The sequence below is a fragment of the Rhizobium sp. KDH_Rht_773_N genome (genome assembly GCF_052946295.1).
Genome location: NZ_CM129525.1, coordinates 285,928 through 309,034, shown reverse-complemented (window position 1 = coordinate 309,034; position 23,107 = coordinate 285,928). Strand labels below are relative to the sequence as shown.

General features: G+C 62.0%; 20 protein-coding genes and 4 tRNA genes. 14 read left to right on the top strand and 10 right to left on the bottom strand.

Annotation, left to right across the window (positions count from 1 at the left end):
- Positions 1 to 110: 110 nt before the first annotated feature.
- The gene (locus tag ACU8HS_RS01650; protein ID WP_112566361.1) at positions 111 to 317 is read left to right on the top strand and encodes a hypothetical protein; all 207 of its coding nucleotides are present in this window, start codon (positions 111 to 113) and stop codon (positions 315 to 317) included.
- Here the strand turns inward: ACU8HS_RS01650 and dprA are convergent.
- From dprA to ACU8HS_RS01630, 4 genes are read right to left on the bottom strand one after another with little or no spacing between them, the layout of a single operon-like run.
- Complete coding sequence (gene dprA, locus ACU8HS_RS01645; RefSeq protein ID WP_447015292.1) at positions 297 to 1,442, bottom strand: DNA-processing protein DprA; 1,146 nt, start codon at positions 1,440 to 1,442, stop codon at positions 297 to 299. The genes ACU8HS_RS01650 and dprA overlap by 21 nt on opposite strands.
- Entirely contained in the window at positions 1,442 to 2,062 is a 621-nt protein-coding gene (gene plsY, locus ACU8HS_RS01640) for a glycerol-3-phosphate 1-O-acyltransferase PlsY (protein ID WP_112702966.1), read from the bottom strand. The genes dprA and plsY overlap by 1 nt, the downstream gene beginning before the upstream one ends.
- A gap of 51 nt (positions 2,063 to 2,113) precedes the next feature.
- Positions 2,114 to 3,406 carry a dihydroorotase gene (locus tag ACU8HS_RS01635; protein WP_447015291.1) on the bottom strand — a complete coding sequence of 431 codons (1,293 nt, stop codon included), beginning with the start codon at positions 3,404 to 3,406 and terminating at the stop codon, positions 2,114 to 2,116.
- The gene (locus ACU8HS_RS01630; RefSeq protein WP_112566373.1) at positions 3,403 to 4,359 is read right to left on the bottom strand and encodes an aspartate carbamoyltransferase catalytic subunit; all 957 of its coding nucleotides are present in this window, start codon (positions 4,357 to 4,359) and stop codon (positions 3,403 to 3,405) included. Before ACU8HS_RS01630 ends, ACU8HS_RS01635 begins: the two co-directional genes overlap by 4 nt.
- A 283-nt stretch (positions 4,360 to 4,642) precedes the next feature.
- On the opposite strand from ACU8HS_RS01630, the gene ACU8HS_RS01625 reads away from it, so the two are divergent.
- The gene (locus ACU8HS_RS01625; RefSeq protein ID WP_112566375.1) at positions 4,643 to 6,301 is read left to right on the top strand and encodes an acyl-CoA dehydrogenase family protein; all 1,659 of its coding nucleotides are present in this window, start codon (positions 4,643 to 4,645) and stop codon (positions 6,299 to 6,301) included.
- Positions 6,302 to 6,661: 360 nt separating this feature from the next.
- Here the strand turns inward: ACU8HS_RS01625 and ACU8HS_RS01620 are convergent, their stop codons facing one another.
- A complete protein-coding gene (locus tag ACU8HS_RS01620; RefSeq protein ID WP_447015290.1) occupies positions 6,662 to 9,553 on the bottom strand; it encodes a ribonuclease E/G in 2,892 nt (963 codons plus the stop codon).
- Positions 9,554 to 10,266: 713 nt separating this feature from the next.
- Here ACU8HS_RS01620 and ACU8HS_RS01615 point away from each other — a divergent pair.
- The 3 genes from ACU8HS_RS01615 to prfB all read left to right on the top strand — a co-directional run bounded on the left by ACU8HS_RS01615 (position 10,267) and on the right by prfB (position 15,400).
- Positions 10,267 to 11,436, top strand: coding sequence for an N-acetylmuramoyl-L-alanine amidase (locus ACU8HS_RS01615; protein ID WP_447015938.1), 1,170 nt, complete (start codon positions 10,267 to 10,269; stop codon positions 11,434 to 11,436).
- A 271-nt stretch (positions 11,437 to 11,707) separates the two neighbouring features.
- Positions 11,708 to 14,167 carry a penicillin-binding protein 1A gene (locus ACU8HS_RS01610; RefSeq protein ID WP_112566384.1) on the top strand — a complete coding sequence of 820 codons (2,460 nt, stop codon included), beginning with the start codon at positions 11,708 to 11,710 and terminating at the stop codon, positions 14,165 to 14,167.
- A gap of 101 nt (positions 14,168 to 14,268) precedes the next feature.
- Positions 14,269 to 15,400, top strand: a protein-coding gene (prfB, locus tag ACU8HS_RS01605) for a peptide chain release factor 2 (protein ID WP_162702886.1) whose coding sequence is annotated in 2 segments (ribosomal slippage) — positions 14,269 to 14,337 and positions 14,339 to 15,400 — 1,131 coding nt in all. Because the reading frame shifts where the segments join, the coding sequence is not laid out codon by codon here.
- 108 nt (positions 15,401 to 15,508) lie between these two features.
- Here prfB and ACU8HS_RS01600 read toward each other — a convergent pair.
- Together ACU8HS_RS01600 and ACU8HS_RS01595 are read right to left on the bottom strand one after the other, a co-directional pair.
- Positions 15,509 to 16,042 (bottom strand): hypothetical protein, encoded by a 534-nt coding sequence (locus ACU8HS_RS01600; RefSeq protein WP_113412378.1) that lies wholly within the window; start codon positions 16,040 to 16,042, stop codon positions 15,509 to 15,511.
- A 1-nt stretch (position 16,043) separates the two neighbouring features.
- Entirely contained in the window at positions 16,044 to 16,817 is a 774-nt protein-coding gene (locus tag ACU8HS_RS01595; protein WP_112702972.1) for an NAD kinase, read from the bottom strand.
- Between the two features lie 264 nt (positions 16,818 to 17,081).
- On the opposite strand from ACU8HS_RS01595, the gene ACU8HS_RS01590 reads away from it, so the two are divergent.
- Together ACU8HS_RS01590 and ACU8HS_RS01585 are read left to right on the top strand one after the other, a co-directional pair.
- A tRNA-Thr gene (locus ACU8HS_RS01590) sits at positions 17,082 to 17,157 on the top strand.
- A gap of 106 nt (positions 17,158 to 17,263) precedes the next feature.
- Entirely contained in the window at positions 17,264 to 17,596 is a 333-nt protein-coding gene (locus ACU8HS_RS01585) for a hypothetical protein (protein ID WP_113412367.1), read from the top strand.
- 124 nt (positions 17,597 to 17,720) lie between these two features.
- Here ACU8HS_RS01585 and ACU8HS_RS01580 read toward each other — a convergent pair whose 3' ends face one another.
- The 3 genes from ACU8HS_RS01580 to rlmB all read right to left on the bottom strand — a co-directional run bounded on the left by ACU8HS_RS01580 (position 17,721) and on the right by rlmB (position 19,131).
- The gene (locus ACU8HS_RS01580; RefSeq protein ID WP_377310355.1) at positions 17,721 to 17,858 is read right to left on the bottom strand and encodes a hypothetical protein; all 138 of its coding nucleotides are present in this window, start codon (positions 17,856 to 17,858) and stop codon (positions 17,721 to 17,723) included.
- Positions 17,859 to 17,916: 58 nt separating this feature from the next.
- A complete protein-coding gene (locus ACU8HS_RS01575; protein WP_377310353.1) occupies positions 17,917 to 18,075 on the bottom strand; it encodes a hypothetical protein in 159 nt (52 codons plus the stop codon).
- Positions 18,076 to 18,240: 165 nt separating this feature from the next.
- Positions 18,241 to 19,131 carry a 23S rRNA (guanosine(2251)-2'-O)-methyltransferase RlmB gene (rlmB, locus tag ACU8HS_RS01570; RefSeq protein ID WP_447015289.1) on the bottom strand — a complete coding sequence of 297 codons (891 nt, stop codon included), beginning with the start codon at positions 19,129 to 19,131 and terminating at the stop codon, positions 18,241 to 18,243.
- Positions 19,132 to 19,335: 204 nt separating this feature from the next.
- Between rlmB and ACU8HS_RS01565 the strand changes: the two genes are divergently transcribed.
- From ACU8HS_RS01565 to secE, 7 genes are all read left to right on the top strand, one after another.
- A tRNA-Tyr gene (locus ACU8HS_RS01565) sits at positions 19,336 to 19,420 on the top strand.
- Between the two features lie 25 nt (positions 19,421 to 19,445).
- A tRNA-Gly gene (locus ACU8HS_RS01560) sits at positions 19,446 to 19,519 on the top strand.
- Between the two features lie 342 nt (positions 19,520 to 19,861).
- Positions 19,862 to 21,037 carry an elongation factor Tu gene (tuf, locus tag ACU8HS_RS01555; RefSeq protein ID WP_112706399.1) on the top strand — a complete coding sequence of 392 codons (1,176 nt, stop codon included), beginning with the start codon at positions 19,862 to 19,864 and terminating at the stop codon, positions 21,035 to 21,037.
- 201 nt (positions 21,038 to 21,238) lie between these two features.
- Positions 21,239 to 21,373, top strand: a complete 135-nt coding sequence (locus tag ACU8HS_RS01550) for a hypothetical protein (RefSeq protein ID WP_281413488.1) — start codon at positions 21,239 to 21,241, stop codon at positions 21,371 to 21,373.
- Between the two features lie 171 nt (positions 21,374 to 21,544).
- Positions 21,545 to 22,438 carry an NAD-dependent epimerase/dehydratase family protein gene (locus tag ACU8HS_RS01545; RefSeq protein ID WP_447015288.1) on the top strand — a complete coding sequence of 298 codons (894 nt, stop codon included), beginning with the start codon at positions 21,545 to 21,547 and terminating at the stop codon, positions 22,436 to 22,438.
- 197 nt (positions 22,439 to 22,635) lie between these two features.
- A tRNA-Trp gene (locus ACU8HS_RS01540) sits at positions 22,636 to 22,711 on the top strand.
- A 191-nt stretch (positions 22,712 to 22,902) separates the two neighbouring features.
- Entirely contained in the window at positions 22,903 to 23,103 is a 201-nt protein-coding gene (gene secE, locus ACU8HS_RS01535; protein ID WP_112571949.1) for a preprotein translocase subunit SecE, read from the top strand.
- The last annotated feature ends 4 nt before the right edge of the window (positions 23,104 to 23,107 follow it).

Below are 23,107 nucleotides of genomic sequence, written 5' to 3'. Positions count from 1 at the left end.
CATTGCGAGATTTTGAACCTATTGCAATTCAGGATGATTGCGTTATCGTTTTTGAAGTGTGGTTCGGGCTCTGCGGCAAAGCAGCCCTCTCCGATTTCGCAGAGATAATTATGGCGCCCAAGGTTGCAGGAAAAGACGCCGATCGCTCGGCATCGCTTGAAAACATCGCTTTCATCCGGCAGATGCTCGCCGAGTTGCGCCAGGTGGCTGAACGCGAGAATGCGGAAATGCTGTGTTACCTCATCGAGATGGCCTGTGTCGAAGCTGGAGATCTGCAGCTGCGCATCGCCGGCGGCTCAGTCGGCCATGGAAATTGAGATGAGCCCGCCGGCATGGCGGTGCAGCCGCCCGGCCATATCCAGTTCCAGAAGGACGAGATAGACGGCGGAAGCCGCAAGACCGGTATGGCGGATGATGTCGTCGACCTCCACCGGCGTCGGGCCGAGCGCATCGATGACGAGCGCGCGATCCGTTTCGTCGGGCGGAAGCGCTATTCTGGCTTCGCGCTTCGGTTCCTCGGCTGAAGGCGGCGAGAAGAGATCGGGCTGGGAGAGCGGCGCCAGCGCTTCCACGATATCCTCGGGCGACGTGACGATGGTCGCTCCTTCTTTCAGAAGGCCGTTCGTGCCGTGGCAGCGCGGGTCGAGCGGCGACCCTGGCACCGCAAAGACCAGCCGCCCGAATTCACCGGCCATCCGCGCCGTGATAAGCGAACCGGAACGAACCGCCGCCTCCACGATCGCAACGCCGAGCGAGATGCCCGCAATCAGCCGGTTGCGGCGGGGAAAGTCACGCGCGCGCGGCTCCCAGCCGAAAGGCATCTCGCTGACGGCAAGCCCGTTGCCATTCCATATCTGCTCCAGCAGGCCGACATTTTCGGGCGGGTAGGGCTGGTCCAGCCCGCCGGCCATTGCGGCAATGGTGCCGGTATCAAGGCTCGCCCGGTGGGCGGCCGTGTCGATGCCGCGGGCCAGGCCAGACACGACGGCATAACCGGCCCGGCCGCAGTCCCGGGCAATCATCGCTGCGAATTTCGCGCCGCTGATGGAAGCGTTGCGCGAACCGACGATGCCGACCGCCGGCCTGTTGAGCACGGAAAGATCGCCCTTGACCGCGAGCAGCGGCGGCGCGCCGTCTATCTGGCGCAGCGCCTGCGGATAGTCGGGCTCGCCGATGCCGACGAAACGGGCGCCGAAGCGTTGTGCCGCCTCGAGCTCGCGATGGGCCTCCGCTTCGGTGGCGATGCGGATCGAGCGCGTCGCGCCGCCGCGGGCCGAAAGGTCCGGCAGCATGGCAAGTGCGGCTTCCGCCGAGCCGAAATGGTTGATGAGATCGCGAAAGGTCGCGGGACCGACATTGTCGGAACGGATCAGCCGCAGCCAGGCGATCCTCTGTTTGTCGGTGAGCGCAATTCCCTTTGGCCTTGCGCTGAGCGCGTCCATTACCCCTTAGCCCCGATCTTGCTTTCCGTGCCGTTCATCAGGCGGGAAATATTGGCCTTGTGCTTCCAATAGGAGATGACGGTCATGATCGCCATGATCGCCGCAACCTTTTCGTCGCCCAATATCCATAATGCAACCGGAATGACAAGCATCGCAATCAGCGCCGACAGCGAGGAGTAGCGGCTGATGAAGGCCGTCCCCAGCCACACGGCGGCAAAGAGCAGGACCATGAGCGGCGCAACGCCGAGAAGCGTGCCGATATAGGTGGCGACGCCCTTGCCGCCCTTGAAGCCGATCCAGACCGGGAAGAGATGGCCGATGAAGGCAAAGAAGCCGGCGATGATGCCCGCTTCCTCACCGGCGAAATAGGCCATGATCCAGGCCGCCGCGGCAGCCTTCAGCGCGTCGAGCAGCAGCGTTGCCGCCGCAAGCTTCTTGTTGCCCGTGCGCAGCACGTTGGTCGCGCCGATATTGCCGGAGCCGATGCTGCGAACGTCGCCAAGGCCGGCGGCGCGCGTGAGGATGAGACCGAACGGGATGGAGCCGAGCAGGTAACCGACGACGGCGGCGGCAAGCGCCAGAGGCAGCGTAATCTGCCAGGTGACAAGATCTGATATCATTTTGTTCCCCAATCCTTTGCCGAGAGCCCGCCTGCAAGGGCAGGGCAGGCCTCAGCCCTGCAATGCGTGAACCAGCCGCCCCCCGACATAGGTCGCGACAGCCCGGCCGCTGAAGCGCGCATCCTCGAACGGCGTGTTCTTCGAGCGGGAGAGAAGCATGTCCTTGGCGACAAGCCAAGGCTCCTCGAGATCGATCAGGGCAATATCCGCCTTTGCGCCGGGCTTCAGCGTGCCGGCGTCGAGGCCGAAGATCTGCGCCGGGCGCGTCGACATCGCATCGATCAGCCGCATCAGGCTGACCTGCCCGCTGTGATGGAGCCGCAAGGCCGCCGCGAGCATGGTTTCCAGCCCGACGGCACCATCCTCCGCTTCGCCGAAGGGCAGGCGCTTGGTATCGACATCCTGCGGGTCGTGCGAGGAAACGATGATATCGATCGCTCCCCTGGCCAGCGCGTCCACCATCGCGACCCGGTCGTCCTCGGAGCGCAGCGGCGGATAGAGCTTGAAGAAGGTGCGGTACTCGCCGATATCGTTCTCGTTGAGCGCCAGATTGTTGATCGACACGCCGCAGGTGACTTTCGCCCCGCGCGAGCGGGCAAGCTCGATCGCCTCGACCGATTCCGGAACCGAGATCATTGCCGCATGGTAGTTGCCGCACGTCAGCTGGGCGATGCGCAGGTCGCGTTCCAGCGGGATCAGCTCCGCTTCCTTCGGAATGCCCGAAAGGCCGAGCCAGCTCGCGAGCAGGCCCTCATGCATGACGCCGTTGGCGCCAAGATATCTGTCACGCGTGGCGCAGGAAATGACGGCGCCGAATTCGCGCGCGTAGGTCATCACCCGGCGCAGCACCTGCGTATCGGAAATGCTGGAATGTCCGTCGGTGAAGGCGACGGCGCCGGCTTCCATCAGCAGGCCGATTTCCGTCATCTCCTCGCCGGCGAGCCCCTTGGTGATGGCCGCTGCCGGATAGACGTTGACGACAGCCGTATCCCGCGCCGTCTTCTTGACGAACTCGACGAGCGCGATGTCGTCGATGACGGGATGCGTATCCGGCATCATGATGATCGACGTCACGCCGCCCGCTGCCGCGGCCCGGCTTGCCGAAGCGATGGTCTCGCGGTGCTCGCCGCCCGGTTCGCCGATATGGACGCGGGCATCGACGAGGCCAGGCGTTGCGACGAGGCCCGTGCAGTCGCGCACGACAGCGCCTTCCGGCACGCCCTGGTTCTGCGCATCCTTGCCGGCCGCAGCGATGAGGCCGTCCTTGACGATAATGGTGCCGACCTCATCGAGATTGCGCGAGGGGTCGACGATACGGACATTCTTGAGGACGAGATTGCTCATGCGCCCGCTCCATCTGTGCGCGGACCCTGGTTCTGGGAAACGAGCAGGGCCTCCATGACGGCCATGCGCACCGCGACCCCCATTTCCACCTGTTCGGCAATGACGCTCTGCGGGCCATCGGCCACTTCCGAGGCGATTTCCACGCCACGGTTCATCGGTCCCGGATGCATGACGAGCGCATCCTCCTTCGCCGCTTTCAGCGTTTCCGCATCGAGGCCGTAGAAATGATAATATTCGCGCACCGAAGGCACGAAGGCGCCGGACATGCGCTCGCGCTGCAGCCGCAGCATCATCACCACGTCGGCATCCTTCAGGCCCTCCTTCATCGAATGGAAGACCTCGACGCCCATCTCGGCGATACCGGCTGGCAGCAGCGTCGCCGGAGCGACGACGCGGACCCTGGCGCCCATCGCGTTCAGAAGCAGGATATTGGAGCGCGCCACGCGCGAATGCAGCACGTCGCCGCAGATCGCCACGATGATGCGCGACAGCCGCCCCTTGGCGCGGCGGATCGTCAGCGCGTCGAGCAGCGCCTGTGTCGGGTGCTCGTGCTGGCCGTCGCCGGCATTGACGACGGAGCAGGAGACCTTCTGGGCGAGAAGCGCCGCAGCACCGGCGCTGGAGTGGCGGATGATAAGGACATCGGGCCGCATCGCGTTCAGCGTCATCGCCGTATCGATCAGCGTCTCGCCCTTCTTCACCGAAGAGTTGCCGACCGACATGTTCATCACATCGGCGCCAAGGCGCTTGCCGGCAAGTTCGAAGGAGGATTGCGTGCGTGTCGAGGCTTCGAAGAAGAGATTGATCTGCGTCAGCCCCCGAAGGGTCGACGTCTTCTTCTCTCTCTGTCGGCTGATCTTGACGGCTTCGTCGGCCTTGTCGAGAAGATAGGTAATATCCTGCTCGGTGAGGCCCTTGATGCCAATGAGGTGGCGGTGGGGGAAAAAGACCATGACCCTGCCTCTTATTGTCTTCGCGGGGTCTATAAAGAGTGCGGGGGAAAGGGGCAAGCGCGTGCTATATGCAGATGCCCATGTTCCCCATGCATTTTCCGTCGAATCCCGCTACTGCATGATTCCTTAAATCGGAATCGATTAAGGATGGAATTATGCAGCAATTTAAGGTGCTACAGCGTCTTTTGCGCGTCTGAGAAGACGCATGGCGCCGTAGAGCAGAATTCTGCCAATCACGAACTTCCGGTTTCCTTTTGCCGGGCTCATGAAATAGAAGCGAACAATGACCGCCGCAAACCGGACTGAAGACAAACTCGCCGAACTCAACCAGCCGAGCCTCTGGTCGGGAATCAACGCCTATCGATCCGATCCGCTGATCGTCGATCTAACCGCCGCGCTGCCGCGCGCCATCCGCGACGACCTGGAAAACATGGGCCGCTTCGTGACCTCGCCGGAAGCGCAGGAACTGGCGCGCATGGCAAACCAGGGCACGCCGCAGCTGCGCACCCACGGCCCGCGCGGCGAGCGTCTCGATGTCGTCGAATTCCACCCCGCCTGGCACGCGCTGATGCGCCGTTCCATGGCGTCGGGCCTGCATTCCTCGGTCTGGGATCCGCAGGCCGATACCGAGGCCAAGGATCAGGCCCACCACATTCGCGCCGCCCGCTTCTATCTGACGGCGCAGCTCGAATCCGGCCATCTTTGCCCGCTGACGATGACAAGCGCATCCGTTGCCGCTCTATCGGCGTCGCCGGCGGTGCAGAAGGACTGGGCGCCGAAGATCCTGTCGCGCAAATACGACTCCTCCAATCGCCCGGCCATGCAGAAGTCCGCCGTGACGATCGGCATGGGCATGACGGAAAAACAGGGCGGCACGGATGTGCGTGCCAACACGACCGCGGCCGAAAAGGTGAGCGAGGGCATCTACCGGCTGTCCGGCCACAAGTGGTTCATGTCCGCACCCATGAGCGATGCCTTCATCATGCTGGCGCAGACCAAGGAGGGCATGGGCTGCTTCCTCGTGCCGCGCCTGCTGGAAGACGGCTCTGCCAACGGCCTGCAGTTCCAGCGCCTGAAGGACAAGGTCGGCAACCGTTCGAATGCGTCGTCGGAAGTGGAGTTCACCGATACGTTCGGCTTCCTGCTCGGCGGTCCCGATGCCGGCATCCGCACCATTCTCGACATGGTGACGCTGACGCGGCTCGACTGCGCCCTGGCCTCTTCCGGCATCATGCGCGCCTCGCTCGCCGAAGCCGTGCACCATACGCGCGGTCGCAGCGTCTTCGGCAAGATGCTGGTCAACCAGCCGATCATGACGCGTGTGCTCGCCGACATGGCGCTCGACGTGGCAGCCGCCACGGCTCTCTCCTTCCGTCTGGCCGACGCCTTCGACAAGGCCCGCGGCAATGCCGAGGATGCCGCCTATGCCCGTGTCATGACGCCGGTCGCCAAATACTGGTGCTGCAAGATCGCCCCGGCGCTGATCTACGAGGCGATGGAATGCATCGGCGGCAGCGGCTACATTGAGGAACGCCCGATCGCCCGCCACTATCGCGAGGCCCCGGTCAATGCGATCTGGGAAGGTTCGGGCAATGTCATGGCGCTCGATGTCTTGCGCGTGCTGAACCGAGGCAAGGATCTGTTCGAGACGGTTTTCGCAGGCTTTGCCCGCGATCTCGGCCCGGCCGGCAAGAAGACGATCGACGTGCTGCGCGCCGCAATCGCGCTCTGCGAACAGGACGAGGGCGCTGCCCGCCTGCTCGTCGAGCAGCTGGCGCTCGTTGCCGGTGCCGCCGAGCTCTACCGGCTGGGGGCAGGGCGCATTGCCGACGCCTTCATCGAGACCCGTCTTGCCGGCGGCTGGCGTTCCACCTACGGCATGCTCGATTCCCGCTTCGACGCAAGCTACATCGTCGATCTGCTCTATCCGCCGGCGGCCTAATACCGGCGTTCTGCGATGCGCCGCTGGACGATCTCGATGAGATCTGTGCCAGCGTGCCAGCGGCCGTCACCGCGGGCCTGACGCGCCCCGTCCCTCTCGCAATATCAGGCTGATCGGCCACACCCGTTCCGCTCCCATGGGCCGGGGAGCCGGAAGCAGCCATTGTCGTGCAAGGCGCCCACGGCACTGATTTTCCAGCCGCGCCTGCGGACGGCAGGAGGGCAGTCGCATTCGTTCCGGCGTCAAAGCCGCGCAGGGCTGCCTGCGCTTCTCGCCGCGACTTGCCTTGTCCACGGCACAAAAAAAATCCGGCCGCGTCGCCGCAGCCGGATCATGTTACCTATCGCCGAAAATCAGCTTTCAGAAGAAGCCGCGGCGCTGCCACCAGCCTGCCTTCTTCGGCTTGCCTTCACCTTCGGTTTCCGCGCTTTCGGCGCGGGTCGAGGTGACGGTCGGCTCGGAAGACGAGATGTTGGATCCGCGGTTGGCGCGGACCGGCTTTGCCTCTTCCTGAGCAGGCGCTTCTTCCTGTGCGGGGGTGGCAAGATCTGCGGAGGCTTCCGCCACTTCCGGCTCGGCTTCGGCTGCCGGCGCTTCGATCACCGGTTCCTCGACCGGCGAGGGTGCGGCAGCGGCCTTGCGGCGGCCCCGGCCGCGAGCCGGCTTGACCGCTTCGGCAACGCTTTCGCTGCCTTCGATGGCCGCCATGGCAGGCTGTGCCTCGACGGTTTCGACCGTCGCGACTTCGACTGCTTCGGTTTCGCTGCCGCTCCCGGCGCTTTCCTCGGCTGCGCTGTCGTCGCCTTCGCCTTCGTCAGTATCGCCGCCCTCGGAAGCGGCGTTCGCCTCGGCGCCTTCCTCTCCGCGGTTGCGGCGGCCGCCGCGCTTGCCGCGACGGCGGCGCTTGCGGCGCTGGGAATCCTCGCCGTCGGCGCGGGCCTCGGCCGGAGCCTCGGCGGCATCGCTGTCGCCTTCGCCGCCGTCGTCTTCGCCTTCATCGTGATCGTCGGCCGCGTCGGAAACGGAATCGGCGGCGACCTGCTGTTCGGCATTGCCGTTGCGGCCACGGCGGCGGCGACGGCGCTTGCGCTTGCGGCCACCTTCGCCTTCGCCCTCTGCGCGGGCGGCAGGGCGCTCGGCTGCGGCAGGCTTTTCGTCCAGTTCTTCGTCTTCTTCCTCGTCATGCTCGATCACGACATCGTCGTCATCGTCGTCGGGGATGGCTGCGAAGTTGAAGAGGCTCTCGATCTTGACCGGGTTCTCGACCGGCTCGCCGCGGTCGATCGCGAAGTGCTGCGCACCGACCGAACCGTCGGCATCGATGATGATCGCCACGCCGAAACGGGCTTCATAATCGACGATCGTCTGGCGCTTGTGGTTGAGCAGGTAAAGCGCGATATCGGGCGTCGTGCGTACGGTGATATTGTGCGTGGTGTTCTTCAGCAGATATTCCTCGACACCGCGCAGCACATGCAGCGCGACGGAGGACTGCGAACGCACGTGGCCGGTGCCGCCGCAATGCGAGCAGACCTGCGTCGTCGATTCCAGAACCGAGGCGCGGATACGCTGGCGCGACATTTCCAGAAGGCCGAAATGCGAGATGCGGCCGACCTGGATGCGGGCGCGGTCGTTCTTCAGGCATTCCTTCAGCTTCTTCTCGACAGCGCGGTTGTTGCGCTTTTCTTCCATGTCGATGAAGTCGATGACGATGAGGCCGGCAAGGTCGCGCAGGCGCAGCTGCCGGGCGATTTCTTCCGCCGCTTCCAGGTTCGTCTGCAGAGCCGTGTCCTCGATCGAGTGTTCACGGGTCGAACGGCCGGAGTTGACGTCGATCGAAACCAGCGCTTCCGTCTGGTTCATGATCAGGTAGCCGCCGGACTTCAGCGTCACCTGCGGCTGCAGCATGCGGTCAAGCTGTGCCTCGATGCCGGAGCGCGAGAAGATCGGGTGGATGTCGCGATAGGGCTGAACCACCTTGGCGTGGCTCGGCATCAGCATCTTCATGAAGTCTTTCGCTTCACGATAGCCTTCCTCGCCGGCAACGATGATCTCGCCGATATCCTTGTTGTAGAGGTCGCGGATCGAGCGCTTGATGAGCGAGCCTTCCTCGTAGACGAGGCAGGGGGCGGTGGACGCGAGCGTCAGCGTGCGGACGTTCTCCCACAGGCGCATCAGATATTCGAAATCGCGCTTGACCTCGACCTTGGTGCGGTTCGCGCCGGCCGTGCGCAGGATCACGCCCATGCCCTGCGGCACCTCGAGCATGCGGGCGATTTCCTTCAGCCGCTTGCGGTCCTGCGGGTTGGTGATCTTGCGGGAAATGCCGCCGCCGCGCGCCGTGTTCGGCATCAGAACCGAATAGCGGCCGGCAAGCGAGAGATAGGTGGTCAGAGCAGCACCCTTGTTGCCGCGCTCTTCCTTGGCGACCTGCACCAGCAGGATCTGGCGGCGCTTGATGACTTCCTGGATACGGTACTGCTTGCGCGGCTTGCGCTGCACGCGGTCCGGAACCTCTTCCATCGCATCTTCGGCACCGACGGATTCGATGACTTCCTCTTCGCCGTGGTCGTCATGGTCGTCGTCATCGTCGTCGTCCTGACGGCGCTTGGAAACGTCGACATCCTCGGAAATGGAGTCCGTTTCGACCATTGCGGCCATCTCGCCGCCGGTCGAGCCCTCGTCGTCGTTGTCGACGACCGATGCTTCCGCTGCGGTTGCCTCTTCGGCGACCGGCTCGGCTGCCTTCTTGCGGCTGCGGCGGGCGCGGGGCTTCTTGGCCGGCGCCTCTTCAGCGGCAGGGGCTTCCTCTTGCGCGGGCGCAGCTGCTGCTTCGGCGGCAACGGCTTCTTCTGCGGCTGCCTCGGGCTGCTCCACCGGCACGATGCCGATATCGGGCTGGTCCTGCGTGGAGAGATCGACGAGCGGGGCGGTCTCGACATGCTCGACATCTTCGTCGCGGCGATGCTCTTCGGCCTCGGCGCGAAGCAGGGCCTGACGGTCGGCAAGCGGAATCTGGTAATAGTCGGGATGGATTTCGGCGAAGGCCAGGAAGCCGTGCCGGTTGCCGCCGTAGTCAACGAAGGCGGCCTGCAGCGAGGGTTCGACCCTCGTTACTTTTGCAAGATAGATGTTGCCGCGGATTTGCTTCTTGTGCTGTGACTCGAAGTCAAATTCTTCTATGCGGTTCCCGCGAACGACAACGACGCGCGTCTCTTCCTCGTGAGACGCATCGATAAGCATTTTGTCTGCCATGTAAGCTGAGCTCCTCGGCGAGGCCGCGAGAGCGCATTCCCGACTGCTGTTGACACAGAAAGAATGCGGTCCGCCGTGGCCGCGCCGGATAATGAAAGTCGCGATTGGCAAGAGGGGGAAGGCAGCAGCCAGACCGCAGCCGGAACCATTTCGTTCCGGGGCCTGTACACTTCAGATAAAACCTGCTGCGAAACCATCAACAACCAAGCGTGATCGACAATGACGAAGACCCGTTTCGGGTCCGATGAGTTTGCTCCCTGAGAGCGTGGTGGCTGATCCACCGATGAAATCCCAGCATGAAGCCGGAAGATCAGGATCCAGTTCTTGGATGGAAATGCATTCGACGGCGGACGATTACCGGTTGTGGCGCCAGGTCCAGGGACCGGCTGGCTGCCTCGCGGCGACTCTATCCCGTCAACACTTCTACCCTAAAATTCGTTGTATGTTTTCTCTGTCACAATAGCAAGGGAAAAGCCAAATGTGCCATAATATTGATGGATTTCGTATCGCATAAACTTTTCGGGGATAAGCGATCCTGATTCGCGCCTCGGCGCGTGTGCGCTCGCCTCTAGCGGGCGTCCGCGGGTACGGTGTAGGGTCCATCGCAGAAATAAATAGGGTGTGGCGGGCTATTGTTTAAGAGGTTTCGGATCGCGGCGGAGTTGTCCGCAGGGCGAAATGTGGGTCTTGCGGCGTGGCTTTTCGCCTTCGCGGTGCTTTGCGCCGTTCCGGCCGGCGCCGCCGGTGCGAACAATCCCCTGCTGGCCTATGGAGCACGTATCGTCGGCGACGACGCCAGAACCCGCATCGTTATCGATTTCGACCGCGAGCCCCGTTTTTCCGTCCATTACATTGCCAATCCCGAGCGCATCGTCGTCGACCTGCCGGCAACCGCCTTCGGCTTCCCGGCCAAGGATCTTGAGGCGCGCGGTCTCTTCAAGGACATCCGCTACGGCGCCATGGACGAAGGCAGCGCCCGCATCGTGCTGACGGCGGCGCACCCGGTCCAGCTTGCCCTTGCCAAGGTCCAGTCGGATGAGAACGGCAATGGTCATCGGCTGGTGCTCGATGCGGAGATGATCGACAAGCAGAAGTTCGCCGAACTGGTGAAGACCCAGTCCTGGAACGATCAGGCCGATGCGGCCGAGACGACGAGCGCCATTCCCCAGCCGGAGAAGGCCGCGCCCGGAGATTTCGTCATTGCCGTCGATGCCGGCCACGGCGGCATCGACACAGGCGCCATCGGCGTCGATACGAAGACCGAGGAAAAGCAGGTGACGCTTTCCTTCGCCAGGGCGCTTGCCGATCGCCTGAACAAGGAGCCGGGCATCAAGGCCTTCCTGACGCGGGACGACGACGAGTTCCTGTCGCTGTCGCAGCGTGTGCTGATCGCCCGACAGAACCATGCGGGCCTCTTCATTTCCCTGCATGCCGATACGCTGAAGCAGAAGGATATTCGCGGCGCGACCGTCTATACGATTTCCGACAGGGCCTCGGACAAGCTCGCAGCCGACCTTGCCGAGCGCGAAAACCTGTCGGACCAGATCGCCGGCAAGGAAACGGTCGCCGAGCCGCCCGAGGTCGCCGATATCCTTCTCGACCTGACGCGGCGCGAGACGCAGGCCTTCTCGATCTCGCTTGCCGAAAGCGTGCTCGCCTCGTTCAAGGATCAGGTCGGCACGATCAACAATCCCCACCGTCACGCCGGCTTCCGCGTTTTGCAGGCGCCGGATGTCCCCTCGATCCTGCTTGAACTCGGCTTCCTCTCCAATGTCGAGGATGAAAAGCTGCTGCTCGACGATGCCTGGCGTTTGAAGATGGCCGATCTCCTGACCGATGCGGTCAAGCGTTACCGTGCGAGCCTGATGGCCAATGGTGGCTAGATTTGGCGTCCAGCCCCGGGCGTTGCCCGGAAGTGACACCGGGCGCGAAACCGGGCCTCCCGGCAATGGGGAAGGGGAAAGTGGCGGGACGAGCCCTATTTTGCTCACATTCGCGCCGTTACTCCGGTCTATATGTTTCGGGTGAGCGAGACGAAATCGGCTTGTGGCGCCAACGCGCATGGAGTAAGCCGCGCAACGTGCAATGAGACATGATCTGTGCGATTGTGCGGCTGCGCCGATCTAATGATTAGAAATACCGGTAGCTGAAAATATGGTTAGACTTCTTGGATATTTCTTCGGGATAGCATGTGTCCTGTTCCTGGGCGCTGCGGCGGTTGTTGCCGTCTACATTGCCAATGTCGCGAAGGATCTTCCTGATTACGCCGTGCTCAACAGCTATGCGCCGCCGGTCACGACCCGCGTTCACGCCGGCAATGGTGCGCTCATGGCCGAATATGCCAAGGAAAAGCGCCTCTTCCTGCCGATCCAGGCCATCCCCGACCGCGTGAAGGCCGCCTTCCTGTCGGCCGAAGACAAGAATTTCTACAACCATCCGGGCGTCGACCTGACCGGCCTTGGCCGCGCCATCCTCGTCAACCTCCAGAATTTCGGTTCCGGCCGCCGCCCGGTCGGCGCATCGACGATCACCCAGCAGGTCGCCAAGAACTTTCTCCTGACCTCGGACCAGACGATCGACCGCAAGATCAAGGAAGCGATCCTCTCCTTCCGCATCGAGCAGGCCTACAGCAAGGACAAGATCCTCGAACTTTATCTCAACGAGATCTTCTTCGGCCTGAATTCCTACGGCATCGGCAGCGCCGCGCTCACCTATTTCAACAAGTCGGTCACGGAACTGACGATCGCCGAATCCGCCTATCTCGCATCGCTGCCGAAAGGCCCGGCCAACTACCATCCCTTCCGCCATCCGGATGCCGCGCTTGAACGCCGCAACTGGGTGATCGACCGCATGGTCGAGAACGGCTACGTGAGCCAGAGCGACGGTGAGGATGCCAAGAAGCAGCCGCTCGGCGTCACCGCCCGCAACAGCGGCCCCTCTCTGTTTGCCTCCGATTATTTCGCCGAGGCTGTCCGTCGCCAGCTCATCGATCAGTATGGCGAGAAGTCGCTTTACGAAGGCGGTCTTTCGGTGCGCACCTCGCTCGATCCGCAGCTGCAGCTCTATGCGCGCAAGGCGCTGCAGGATGGCCTGACCAATTACGACGAACGCCGTGGTTTCCACGGGCCGATCAAGCAGATCAGCACGTCCGGCGACTGGGGTCCGGCGCTTGCCGAAATACCCGCTCTCTCCGACGTGCCGGAATGGCGACTGGCGGTCGTGCTCGCCGTTTCCAACGACGGCGTCGATATCGGCCTCCAGCCGTCGAAGGACGGAGGCGGCAAGGTTTCGACCGAGCGCGAGCGCGGCTCGATTGCGGCCAAGGACATGCAATGGGCGTTCCGCTCCGCCACCGGCGACCGCAAGACGACGAAGTCGCCGGTTGGCGTCGTCTCGGCGGGCGATGTCGTTTACGTCGAACGCCTCGGCGGTGACGGTTCCACCTCCTACCGCCTGCGCCAGCCGCCGAAGGTGCAGGGCGGCCTCGTCGCCATGGACCCGAAGACCGGCCGCGTTCTCGCCATGGTCGGCGGCTTCTCCTATGCCCAGTCGGAATTCAACCGCGCCACGCAGGCCATGCGCCAGCCGGGCTCCTCCTTCAAGCCCTTCGTCTACGCCGCCGCCATGGACAACGGCTATACGCCGGCCTCGGTCATCATGGATGCGCCGATCGAGATCGTTTCGGGCGGTCAGGTCTGGAAGCCGGAAAACTACGGCGGCGAAGTCGGTGGCCCCTCGACGCTGCGCTCCGGCATCGAGAATTCGCGCAACCTGATGACGGTGCGCCTCGCCAACGACCTCGGCATGAATATCGTCGCCGAATATGCAGAGCGCTTCGGCATTTACGACAAGATGCCGCCGCTGCTCGCCATGTCGCTCGGCTCGGGCGAAACGACGGTGCTGCGCATGGTTTCGGCCTATTCGGTCATCGCCAATGGCGGCAAGCAGATCAAGCCGACGCTGATCGACCGCATCCAGGACCGTTACGGCAAGACGATCTTCAAGCATGAGGAGCGTCTCTGCGAAGGCTGCAATGCCGGTGACTGGCAGAACCAGGAAGAACCCAACATCGTCGACAACCGCGAACAGGTTCTCGATCCGATGACCTCCTACCAGATCACCTCGATGATGCAGGGTGTCATCCAGCGCGGCACGGCTGCCGGCAAGATCGATCTCGGCGGCCGCGACGTTGCCGGCAAGACCGGCACGACCAACGACGAGAAGGACGCCTGGTTCGTCGGCTTCACGCCGGATCTGGTGGCCGGTCTCTACCTGGGCTTCGACACGCCGGCCCCGCTCGGCCGCGGCGGCACGGGCGGCGTTCTCTCGGCGCCGATCTTCAACGAATTCATGCAGGCTGCCGTCAAGGACATGCCGGAATCCAAATTCGTCGTCCCGGCCGGCATGAACATGATCGCGATCAACCGCAAGACCGGCATGGCTGCTGTCGACGGCGAGCCGGGCACCATCATCGAGGCCTTCAAGCCGGGCACCGGCCCGGCCGACAGCTTCTCCGTCATCGGCATGGACGGCACGATGGCGCCGGAAGAAATCCTGCGCACATCGCCGCAGGCAAACCAGGCGGTGCAGACCAACACGCCCGGCCTGTTCTGACGGGAACCGATGTCCTTTGCGCCCGCCGCGGCTCTTTACATCCGCGGCGGGCCTCTCTATGTCACCAGCCTTACAGAATACCGAAGCAAAGAAGCAGGAAAATGCGAGCGGAAATCCAGAACGTAGTCGATGAAACCAAGCAGGCTATCACCCTGCTGAGGAGGCATCTTTGACTGGGATCAGGCGATAAGACGACTGGACTGGTTGAACAACAAGGCAGAGGATCCCAGCCTCTGGAACGATGCGCAGGAAGCGCAGAAACTGATGCGCGAGCGCCAGCAGCTCGATGACGGAATCAATGGCGTCAGGGCGCTGGAGCAGCAGCTTTCCGACAATATCGAGCTTGTCGAACTCGGCGAGGAAGAGGGCGACGAGAGCATCGTCAAGGAAGCCGAAGATGCGCTGAAGGGCCTGCAGGCCGAGGCTGCGCGCCGGCAGGTCGAGGCCATGCTCTCGGGCGAGGCCGACGGCAACGACACCTATCTGGAAATTCATTCCGGCGCCGGCGGCACGGAAAGCCAGGACTGGGCGAACATGCTTCTGCGCATGTACACCCGCTGGGCCGAGCGCCAGCGCTTCAAGGTCGAGCTCATGGAAGTGCATGACGGCGAAGAAGCCGGCATCAAGTCCGCGACCTTGCTGGTCAAGGGCCACAATGCCTATGGCTGGCTGAAGACGGAATCGGGCGTGCATCGCCTCGTGCGCATCTCGCCCTATGACAGCAACGCGCGCCGCCATACGTCCTTCTCGTCGATCTGGGTCTATCCGGTCGTTGACGATTCGATCAACATCGAGATCAACGAAAGCGATTGCCGCATCGACACCTACCGCTCGTCGGGCGCCGGCGGCCAGCACGTCAACACGACGGACTCGGCCGTGCGCATCACCCACATTCCGACCGGTATCGTCGTGGCCTGCCAGCAGGAACGCTCGCAGCACAAGAACCGCGCCAAGGCGTGGGAAATGCTGCGTGCCCGCATGTACGAAGCCGAGCTGAAAAAGCGCGAGGAAGCTGCCAATGCCGAAGCCGCGTCCAAGACGGATATCGGCTGGGGCCACCAGATCCGCTCATACGTCCTGCAGCCCTACCAGCTCGTGAAGGACCTGCGGACCGGTGTTGCGAGCACCGCTCCCGATGACGTGCTCGATGGCGACTTGAACCCGTTCATGGAAGCGGCCCTCGCGCACCGCATCAGCGGCGCAGCCGATGCCGTCGTCGACGACGTCGATTGAGCGGCAAGGAGAGCGTCGAGATGAAGCCCCGGAAACGGGGCTTTTTTCGTTTCAGGAGGACGGCGAGGGGGGCGATCCGCATCCGGCACGGTCAGAGATCAGTGGCGCTCAGTTTGTCGCCTTCTCCACCGTAATGTCCCCGAACTCATCGATCAGCACCGTCCAGCCGTCGGGCTCGGCGGCTGGATCGGTCTTCAGATAGACCGTGGCGAAAAGGCCCGGTTCCTTGATGAAGCCGCTCGAATTTTCGGGCCGGATGTCGGTGACATAGGGCTTAAGATCGCTGATTTCCTGCAGTTCCACCGTCGAGACGACGGCAGGCCCGGCGTCATTCTGGGCGATCTGCTGCAGAAAGACCTTGGAAGTCTTGTCGGGCTGGCGCACGGCGAAGAGCTTGTAATAGCCGTGGCGTTGCCGGGTCTCGGCGTCGGCTCGGCCCATATCCTGGTTGCTGACGCTTTGCGTGGTCGTCGGGGCGCGCTCGACCGGCAGCAAATTGCCGTCGTCTTCCCAATAGCCTGTGCTGGTCGCAAAAATGACCGCGGCCGGCAGGATATCGTCGTGGACGGTCTGCGCCTCGGCGGCGATCGCCCAACCCGAAGCCAGGAGCATCGTGATAATTGCCTGCCGCATCGCCGTCATCTCAGTCCTCGAATTGTTCTGCCAGAATCCGGTCCGACCATGAGCGGTCGGGATCGGAAAGGATGCGTGCGGTCATGTCCTCCGACTGGGCGATGCGCACATGCAGCACGGATTTGATCTCCGTATTGTCGGCAACCGCGTTTACCGGCCGTTTTTCCGGTTCCAATATATGGATATCGACCGTCACCCGGTTCGGAAGCAGCGCCCCGCGCCAGCGCCGCGGCCGGAAGGCGCTGACCGGCGTCATGGCGAGCAGGGGCGCGTCAAGCGGCAGGATGGGGCCGTGGGCCGATAGATTGTAGGCGGTCGAACCCGCAGGCGTCGCCACCATCAGACCGTCGCAGATCAGTTCCTCCAGCCGCACGCGCCCGTCGATTTCCACCCTGAGCTTCGCCGCCTGATAGGATTGCCGGAAAAGATAGACCTCGTTGATGGCGAGCGCCGAGGAACTGCTGCCGTCGGCGTTGGTTGTCGTCATCTTCAGCGGGTGAAAGGCATTCTCGACGGCGGCACAGATGCGGTCGTGCAGGTCCGTGGTCCTGTAATCGTTCATCAGGAAGCCGACCGAGCCGCAATTCATGCCGTAGACGAGCTTGCCGCTGTTCATGGTGCTGTGCAGGGTCTGGAGCATGAAGCCGTCGCCGCCGAGCGCGACGATGACATCGGCCTCGTTTGCGGGCACATCGCCGTAAAGGCGAATCAATTCGTCGCGCGCGGCAAGTGCTTCCGTGGTCGGCGAGGCGATAAATGAAAGCGTCTGGAATGAACGGCCCATGCAATGCCCTTTGTTATGCTGCTCTAGCTAAAGGATAAAGGGCTTGTGCGACAAGACGTTTTGCGCTGCGGGCCGAAGTTCGGCCGATCGTGAGCCCACCGTAAATCACCCGTGATTGTGATGGCGAACACGTCCATATTAAGTCCGGCAGGCTTTTCCGGGCCGGAACATTGGCCGGCAGCCTGCTGTGGATAGGTTCGCCGGGCTCCCGGAAGGGGCAAATTTTCTTTACAAAAGATCAGAATCTGCTACTTCGCAGCCATTGCCCTTGTAGCTCAGTTGGTAGAGCACCTGATTTGTAATCAGGGGGTCGCGGGTTCGAACCCTGCCGGGGGCACCAGTTTTCCAGGTCACTCCATTAGATGAACGGAGACTGAAGGGTCGATTCAGCGGCAATTCAGGGGCTCCGGATCATTCTCGCTTCATCAGAAACGAGGAAGTGAGCCATGAGGATCTCCAGCCTTCTCCTAGCAGCCGCCCTTTCGGCCGGTACTTTGTTCTCCGCCGTAGCCCCGGCTGCGGCCATCCCTCTCGAGCGTCCGGCAGTCTCGCAACAGGGCGATCTCATCCAGGTTCGCGGTGGCGATCGGGATTGGGGCGACCGCGATCGGGGTGATCGCGATTGGGGTGATCGCCGTGACTGGCGCGAGCGCCGCCATTGGCGAGAACGCCGTCACTGGCGCCCGGTCTGGGGTTATGAACGCCGCTGGAACCCGTGGCGCGAGCGCCACTATTGGCGCCGCCACCACGGCGGACCCTATTGGCTCTACCGGAGCTGACCGCCGAGCAAGCCACGCTCCATATCCGGCAAATCCCGTCGCAAGGCTTCGAGCTTGCGGCGGGATTTTTGCTTGGCTGCTGTTTCGGCCATGTCCGCTTTGTGTGCGGTGACGCGTCCGGCGCTCACTTCTGCGCGGGCTCGTTCACGCTCGATTCGATCTTCTCGCCGTTGCCGGTCTGCCCCGCACCCGACGGCGACATCATCGCGATGCTGAGCACCGAGGCAATCATCACGGCAACGACGGCAATCATCAGGCGCATGGACATTCTTCCCTGTTTGTCTGCGGGGATTAAACGTCCGACGGCTTTACCGGGTCCGCTATTGCGCGGAAGGCGGTGGATTCGATGGCGTTGTCGAGGGTGCCAGCGGATCGGGCTGGCGGATCGGGTGTGACCTGTCCACCCAGATGATGCTCAAGATGACCATGACGAGGACCGCAATGAAGAGTACGCCGAAGATCAGCGGTCGAAATGCCATGATGCGGATTTCCTTTTTACCGGTGCCCCGAGGGTAAAATGCGGTGCCGATCTTAACGACCGGCCCGCCCTTTCCAAGGCCCAATATGGACTATGGGGGCGGGTGTTCAACCGCGATCCTTCCCTCATTGCGAGGCAGATCAAGGGTGATCCGCCGGGTGTGAACCTATGCCTTCAGGTGCAGCCTTGCCGCATAAAGGGCAATTGCCGCGGCATTCGATACGTTCAGCGACTTGATGGCGCCGGGCATGTCGAGCCGGGCAAGCGCGCTTACCGTCTCTCGCGTCTTCTGCCGCAGGCCCTTGCCTTCGGAGCCGAGCACCAGCGCGATCCTGCCGCCCGAGAACGTGCCTTCGAGTGCAGCCGGTCCTTCCGAATCGAGGCCGATCGTGAAGAAGCCGAGCTTGTGCAATTCGCCGAGCGCGTCCGAAAGATTGGTGATCTGTATATAAGGAATGAGTTCGAGCGCGCCGGAGGCCGATTTGGCAAGCACGCCCGATTCGGTCGGGCTGTGTCTCTGGGTGGTGATGACGGCGCCCGCGTTGAAGGCGACGGCCGAGCGCATGATGGCGCCGACATTGTGCGGATCCGTCACCTGATCGAGCACGAGAAGCAGCGGACTGTCCTTCAGTGCTTCCAGCCGCCGGACGGGCAGGGGCCGGGTTTCCAGCATCACGCCCTGATGGATCGCTTCGGGGCCGAGCACCCTGTCGATATCGTGGGGAGAAACCATGTCGACGGGAATGCCGATCGCTTCCGCGTCGATTTCCAGCCGTGCCAGTGCGTTCTGCGTCACCGACAGCCTGACGTTCCTGCGCTCGGGATTTTCAAGCGCGGCGCGAACCGTGTGAAGGCCGTAAAGGAAGACCTGGTCGGGCGCGAGCGCCGGCGGTTTCCAGTCGTCCGCGCCACGTTTGCGCTTTTGTGGTGCGGGCGTCGGGATCTCGCCGCGTTCGCGCTTGGCGTCGCGATGCGCCCGCCTCAGCGTTGCGTAATGCGTGTCCTTTGCGGACTTGTCGGTGGCGGGCTTCCCGCCGGATTTGTTATCTTTGCTCATGCGGCTTTATAACGATGGCGTCTGTTGCCGCATAGGCCTTCTTTCATGTGCCGGCTTTCAACAGGCGATGAAATTTTTCCTGTCTTTTCCATTGTCATCGTGTTGACAGACTGAAATCGTCCGGTCATATACGCGGCGCAGACGACGGGGCGGCAACGCTTCAAAGTCTGACGAACTTGGTCTTCACGATCCGGACGAAAAACTGGAGAGATGCCCGAGTGGTTAAAGGGGACGGACTGTAAATCCGTTGGCTCAGCCTACGTTGGTTCAAATCCAACTCTCTCCACCATTCGTCATTGGATCGGACCAGCCCCGCGGGTATAGCTCAATGGTAGAGCAGCAGCCTTCCAAGCTGAATACGCGGGTTCGATTCCCGCTACCCGCTCCATCTTTCCATCGCCGCAATCAAAGACTGGCCGTGACGCCTTGCGTTCGGGGCCGGGGAGTTTTGTGTCGCCGCTATCGGGCGATGCTTTCGCCAGCCTTTCCGAAATCAGAAGTCGCCTGAGATACAGGCCCGCCCCGGCCGTCGATTTTGTCAGGGATTTCAAATGTTTTGGGGAGGGCGCCGGCGAATCGCCTTGCTGGTTGCGAATTATCTCCCATATGCGCCGACACGCCAAGAATGGCGTCTGCAATTAAGTCTTGCGCAATTTCGCCGAAAGCCTTAAACGGCGGCACTAAACCGGTTCGCCGGGGTCACCCATTTACGTCCACAGGAAGCATTCAAATGGCAAAGAGTAAGTTTGAGCGCAACAAGCCGCACGTCAACATCGGCACGATCGGCCACGTTGACCACGGCAAGACGTCTCTGACGGCAGCGATCACGAAGTACTTCGGTGAGTTCAAGGCGTATGACCAGATCGACGCGGCACCGGAAGAAAAGGCGCGCGGCATCACGATTTCGACGGCCCACGTCGAGTATGAGACGGCCAACCGTCACTATGCGCACGTCGACTGCCCCGGCCACGCCGACTATGTGAAGAACATGATCACGGGTGCCGCGCAGATGGACGGCGCGATCCTGGTCTGCTCTGCCGCTGACGGCCCGATGCCGCAGACGCGCGAGCACATCCTGCTCGCCCGCCAGGTTGGCGTTCCGGCGATCGTTGTCTTCCTCAACAAGGTCGACCAGGTTGACGACGCAGAACTCCTGGAGCTCGTCGAGCTTGAAGTTCGCGAACTTCTGTCGTCCTACGACTTCCCGGGCGACGACATCCCGGTCGTCAAGGGTTCGGCGCTTGCTGCCCTTGAAGATTCCGACAAGAAGATCGGTGAAGACGCGATCCGCGAGCTGATGGCTCAGGTTGACGCCTACATCCCGACGCCCGAGCGTCCGATCGACCAGCCGTTCCTGATGCCGATCGAAGACGTGTTCTCGATCTCCGGCCGTGGTACGGTTGTGACGGGCCGCGTCGAGCGTGGCATCATCAAGGTCGGTGAAGAAGTCGAGATCGTCGGCATCCGTCCGACGTCGAAGACGACGGTTACCGGCGTTGAAATGTTCCGCAAGCTGCTCGACCAGGGTCAGGCCGGCGACAACATCGGTGCACTGGTTCGCGGTGTGAACCGTGACGGCGTCGAGCGTGGCCAGATCCTGTGCAAGCCGGGCTCTGTGAAGCCGCACAAGAAGTTCAAGGCAGAAGCCTACATCCTGACGAAGGAAGAAGGCGGCCGTCATACGCCGTTCTTCACGAACTACCGTCCGCAGTTCTACTTCCGCACGACGGACGTGACGGGCATCGTGACGCTTCCGGAAGGCACGGAAATGGTCATGCCGGGCGACAACGTCACGGTTGACGTCGAGCTGATCGTTCCGATCGCGATGGAAGAAAAGCTTCGCTTCGCGATCCGCGAAGGCGGCCGCACCGTCGGTGCAGGCATCGTCGCTGCCATCGTCGAATAATTGGGGATTGCCCTGATTGAGGAAAAACCCGCTGGAAACGGCGGGTTTTTTCGTTTTTTCGGCCTGCTCACGCGTTCCTGAGATGTTGTAAAAATATCGTTAAGATGCCCCATAACAGTATTTTGTTCATCTAGCGTTCAGAAACCGTTTTGCGATCCGGCCTTTTTAGTCCAGACTCCTCATTGTAGAGAGGAGAGTACGATGATTCACAAGGCTACATTCGTTGCGACGATTTTCGCGATGTATGTTTTCACGATGTTTTTCATCGCTGCAATTCCGCAGGAAGTTGTTCAGGCAGCTGGCGTGCAGATAGACGAAATAAGCGTCGTTAAGTGATGGCATAAGCGGATCGCCGGAATGCCGGCGGCCATGAAAAACAACAGGCAGGTGCTTCCGGTTGGAGGCTCCTGGCCGAGGCGGGTTTGAACCCGCTCCTCAGACGCTCGCTTGCTCTTCGCGCGGAAGAGTTTATTTATGCCTCCGATTTCATGACGCGGAGGATATTCCATGAAAAAGCGGATTCTGTTCACAGGCGGTTCCGGCAAGGCCGGTCGCCATGCTGTGCCGTGGCTGGTCAATGCCGGCTACGAGGTCCACAATGTCGATCTCGTGCCGCTTCAGAGCCCCGGCGTCACCAATCTCATCGCCGACATCACCGACAGCGGTCAGATGTTCAACGTGCTCTCCATGCATCGGGATTTTCCCGATCTGGAAGCGGGCAAGGGCGTGCAGCCTTTCGACGCCGTCGTCCATTTCGCCGCGGTGCCGCGCATCCTGATCAAGCCCGACAACGAAACCTTCCGCATCAACACGATGGGCACCTACAATGTCATCGAGGCGGCGGTGAAGCTCGGCATCAGGAAGGTCATCGTCGCGTCGAGCGAGACCACCTACGGCGTCTGCTTTGCCGAAGGCCATCGCGACTTCCATCAGTTTCCGCTGGAGGAGGACTATGACGTCAATCCGATGGATTCCTACGGCCTTTCCAAGGTCTTGAACGAGAAGACGGCGCGTGCCTTCGCCGAACGTTCCGGCTTCGACATCTACGCGCTGCGCATCGGCAACGTCATCGAGCCGCACGAATACGAGAAGTTCCCGACCTATTTCGCCAATCCCGAAATGCGCAAGCGCATCGCCTGGAGCTATATCGACGCGCGCGATCTCGGCCAGATCGTCCATCTCTGCATCCAGAAGGACGGGCTGGGCTTCCAGGTTTTCAATGCCGCCAACGACACGGTTTCGGCCAACACGCCGTCGAGGGAACTCGCCAGGCGATTCTTCCCGAATGTGCCCTTCACCCGCGAGATCGGCGAATATGAGGGGCTGCTCTCCAATCGCAAGATTCGCGAAGTGCTCGGCTTCAAGGAAGAGCATAACTGGCGCAAATACGTGAAAGTGTGAGATTGCGCTTGAAGAAACCTCGCGGCCGGGCGGCAGGCAATTGCGCGTCCGGCCGCTTCTTGCGGCCGGCGGCCGAGAATGCTTCTGAAAATCGAAAATCGCTCTTGCATATCCTGAGCCGCCGTCTTAAAGGGAGCGCCATGCTTTTCACGGGGCGCTGGCGGTCGCAAGGCCAACAGGCTGAATGCAAAGCGTAAAGGGGTATAGCTCAGTTGGTAGAGCGGCGGTCTCCAAAACCGCAGGTCGGGGGTTCGAGCCCCTCTGCCCCTGCCATTTTCCTTGAACGGACAGCGCGGACGTATCGCAGCGTTCCGGCGAGGATTGAGCATATGGCGACAAATTTCGTTAAACATCGGTTTTCCTCTTGTGTATTCGGAAATCGATGTTTATTTAGGGTTCAACAGACACGCGGTGCGTGGGGCTGATAGTTTCAGCTTTACGCGCCGTAATTGCGTGGGCAGTCGATGGCATCCAAATCCAATCCATTCGCGTTTCTGCAGCAGGTCCGCACGGAAACGTCCAAAGTTACCTGGCCGTCGCGCCGCGAGACGATGATCTCGACGGTCATGGTGCTCGTTATGGTTGTGTTTGCTGCGCTGTTTTTCTTTGCCGCCGACCAGCTGATTGGCTGGGCGCTGAGCTACGTGCTCAATACCGGCAACTGATACG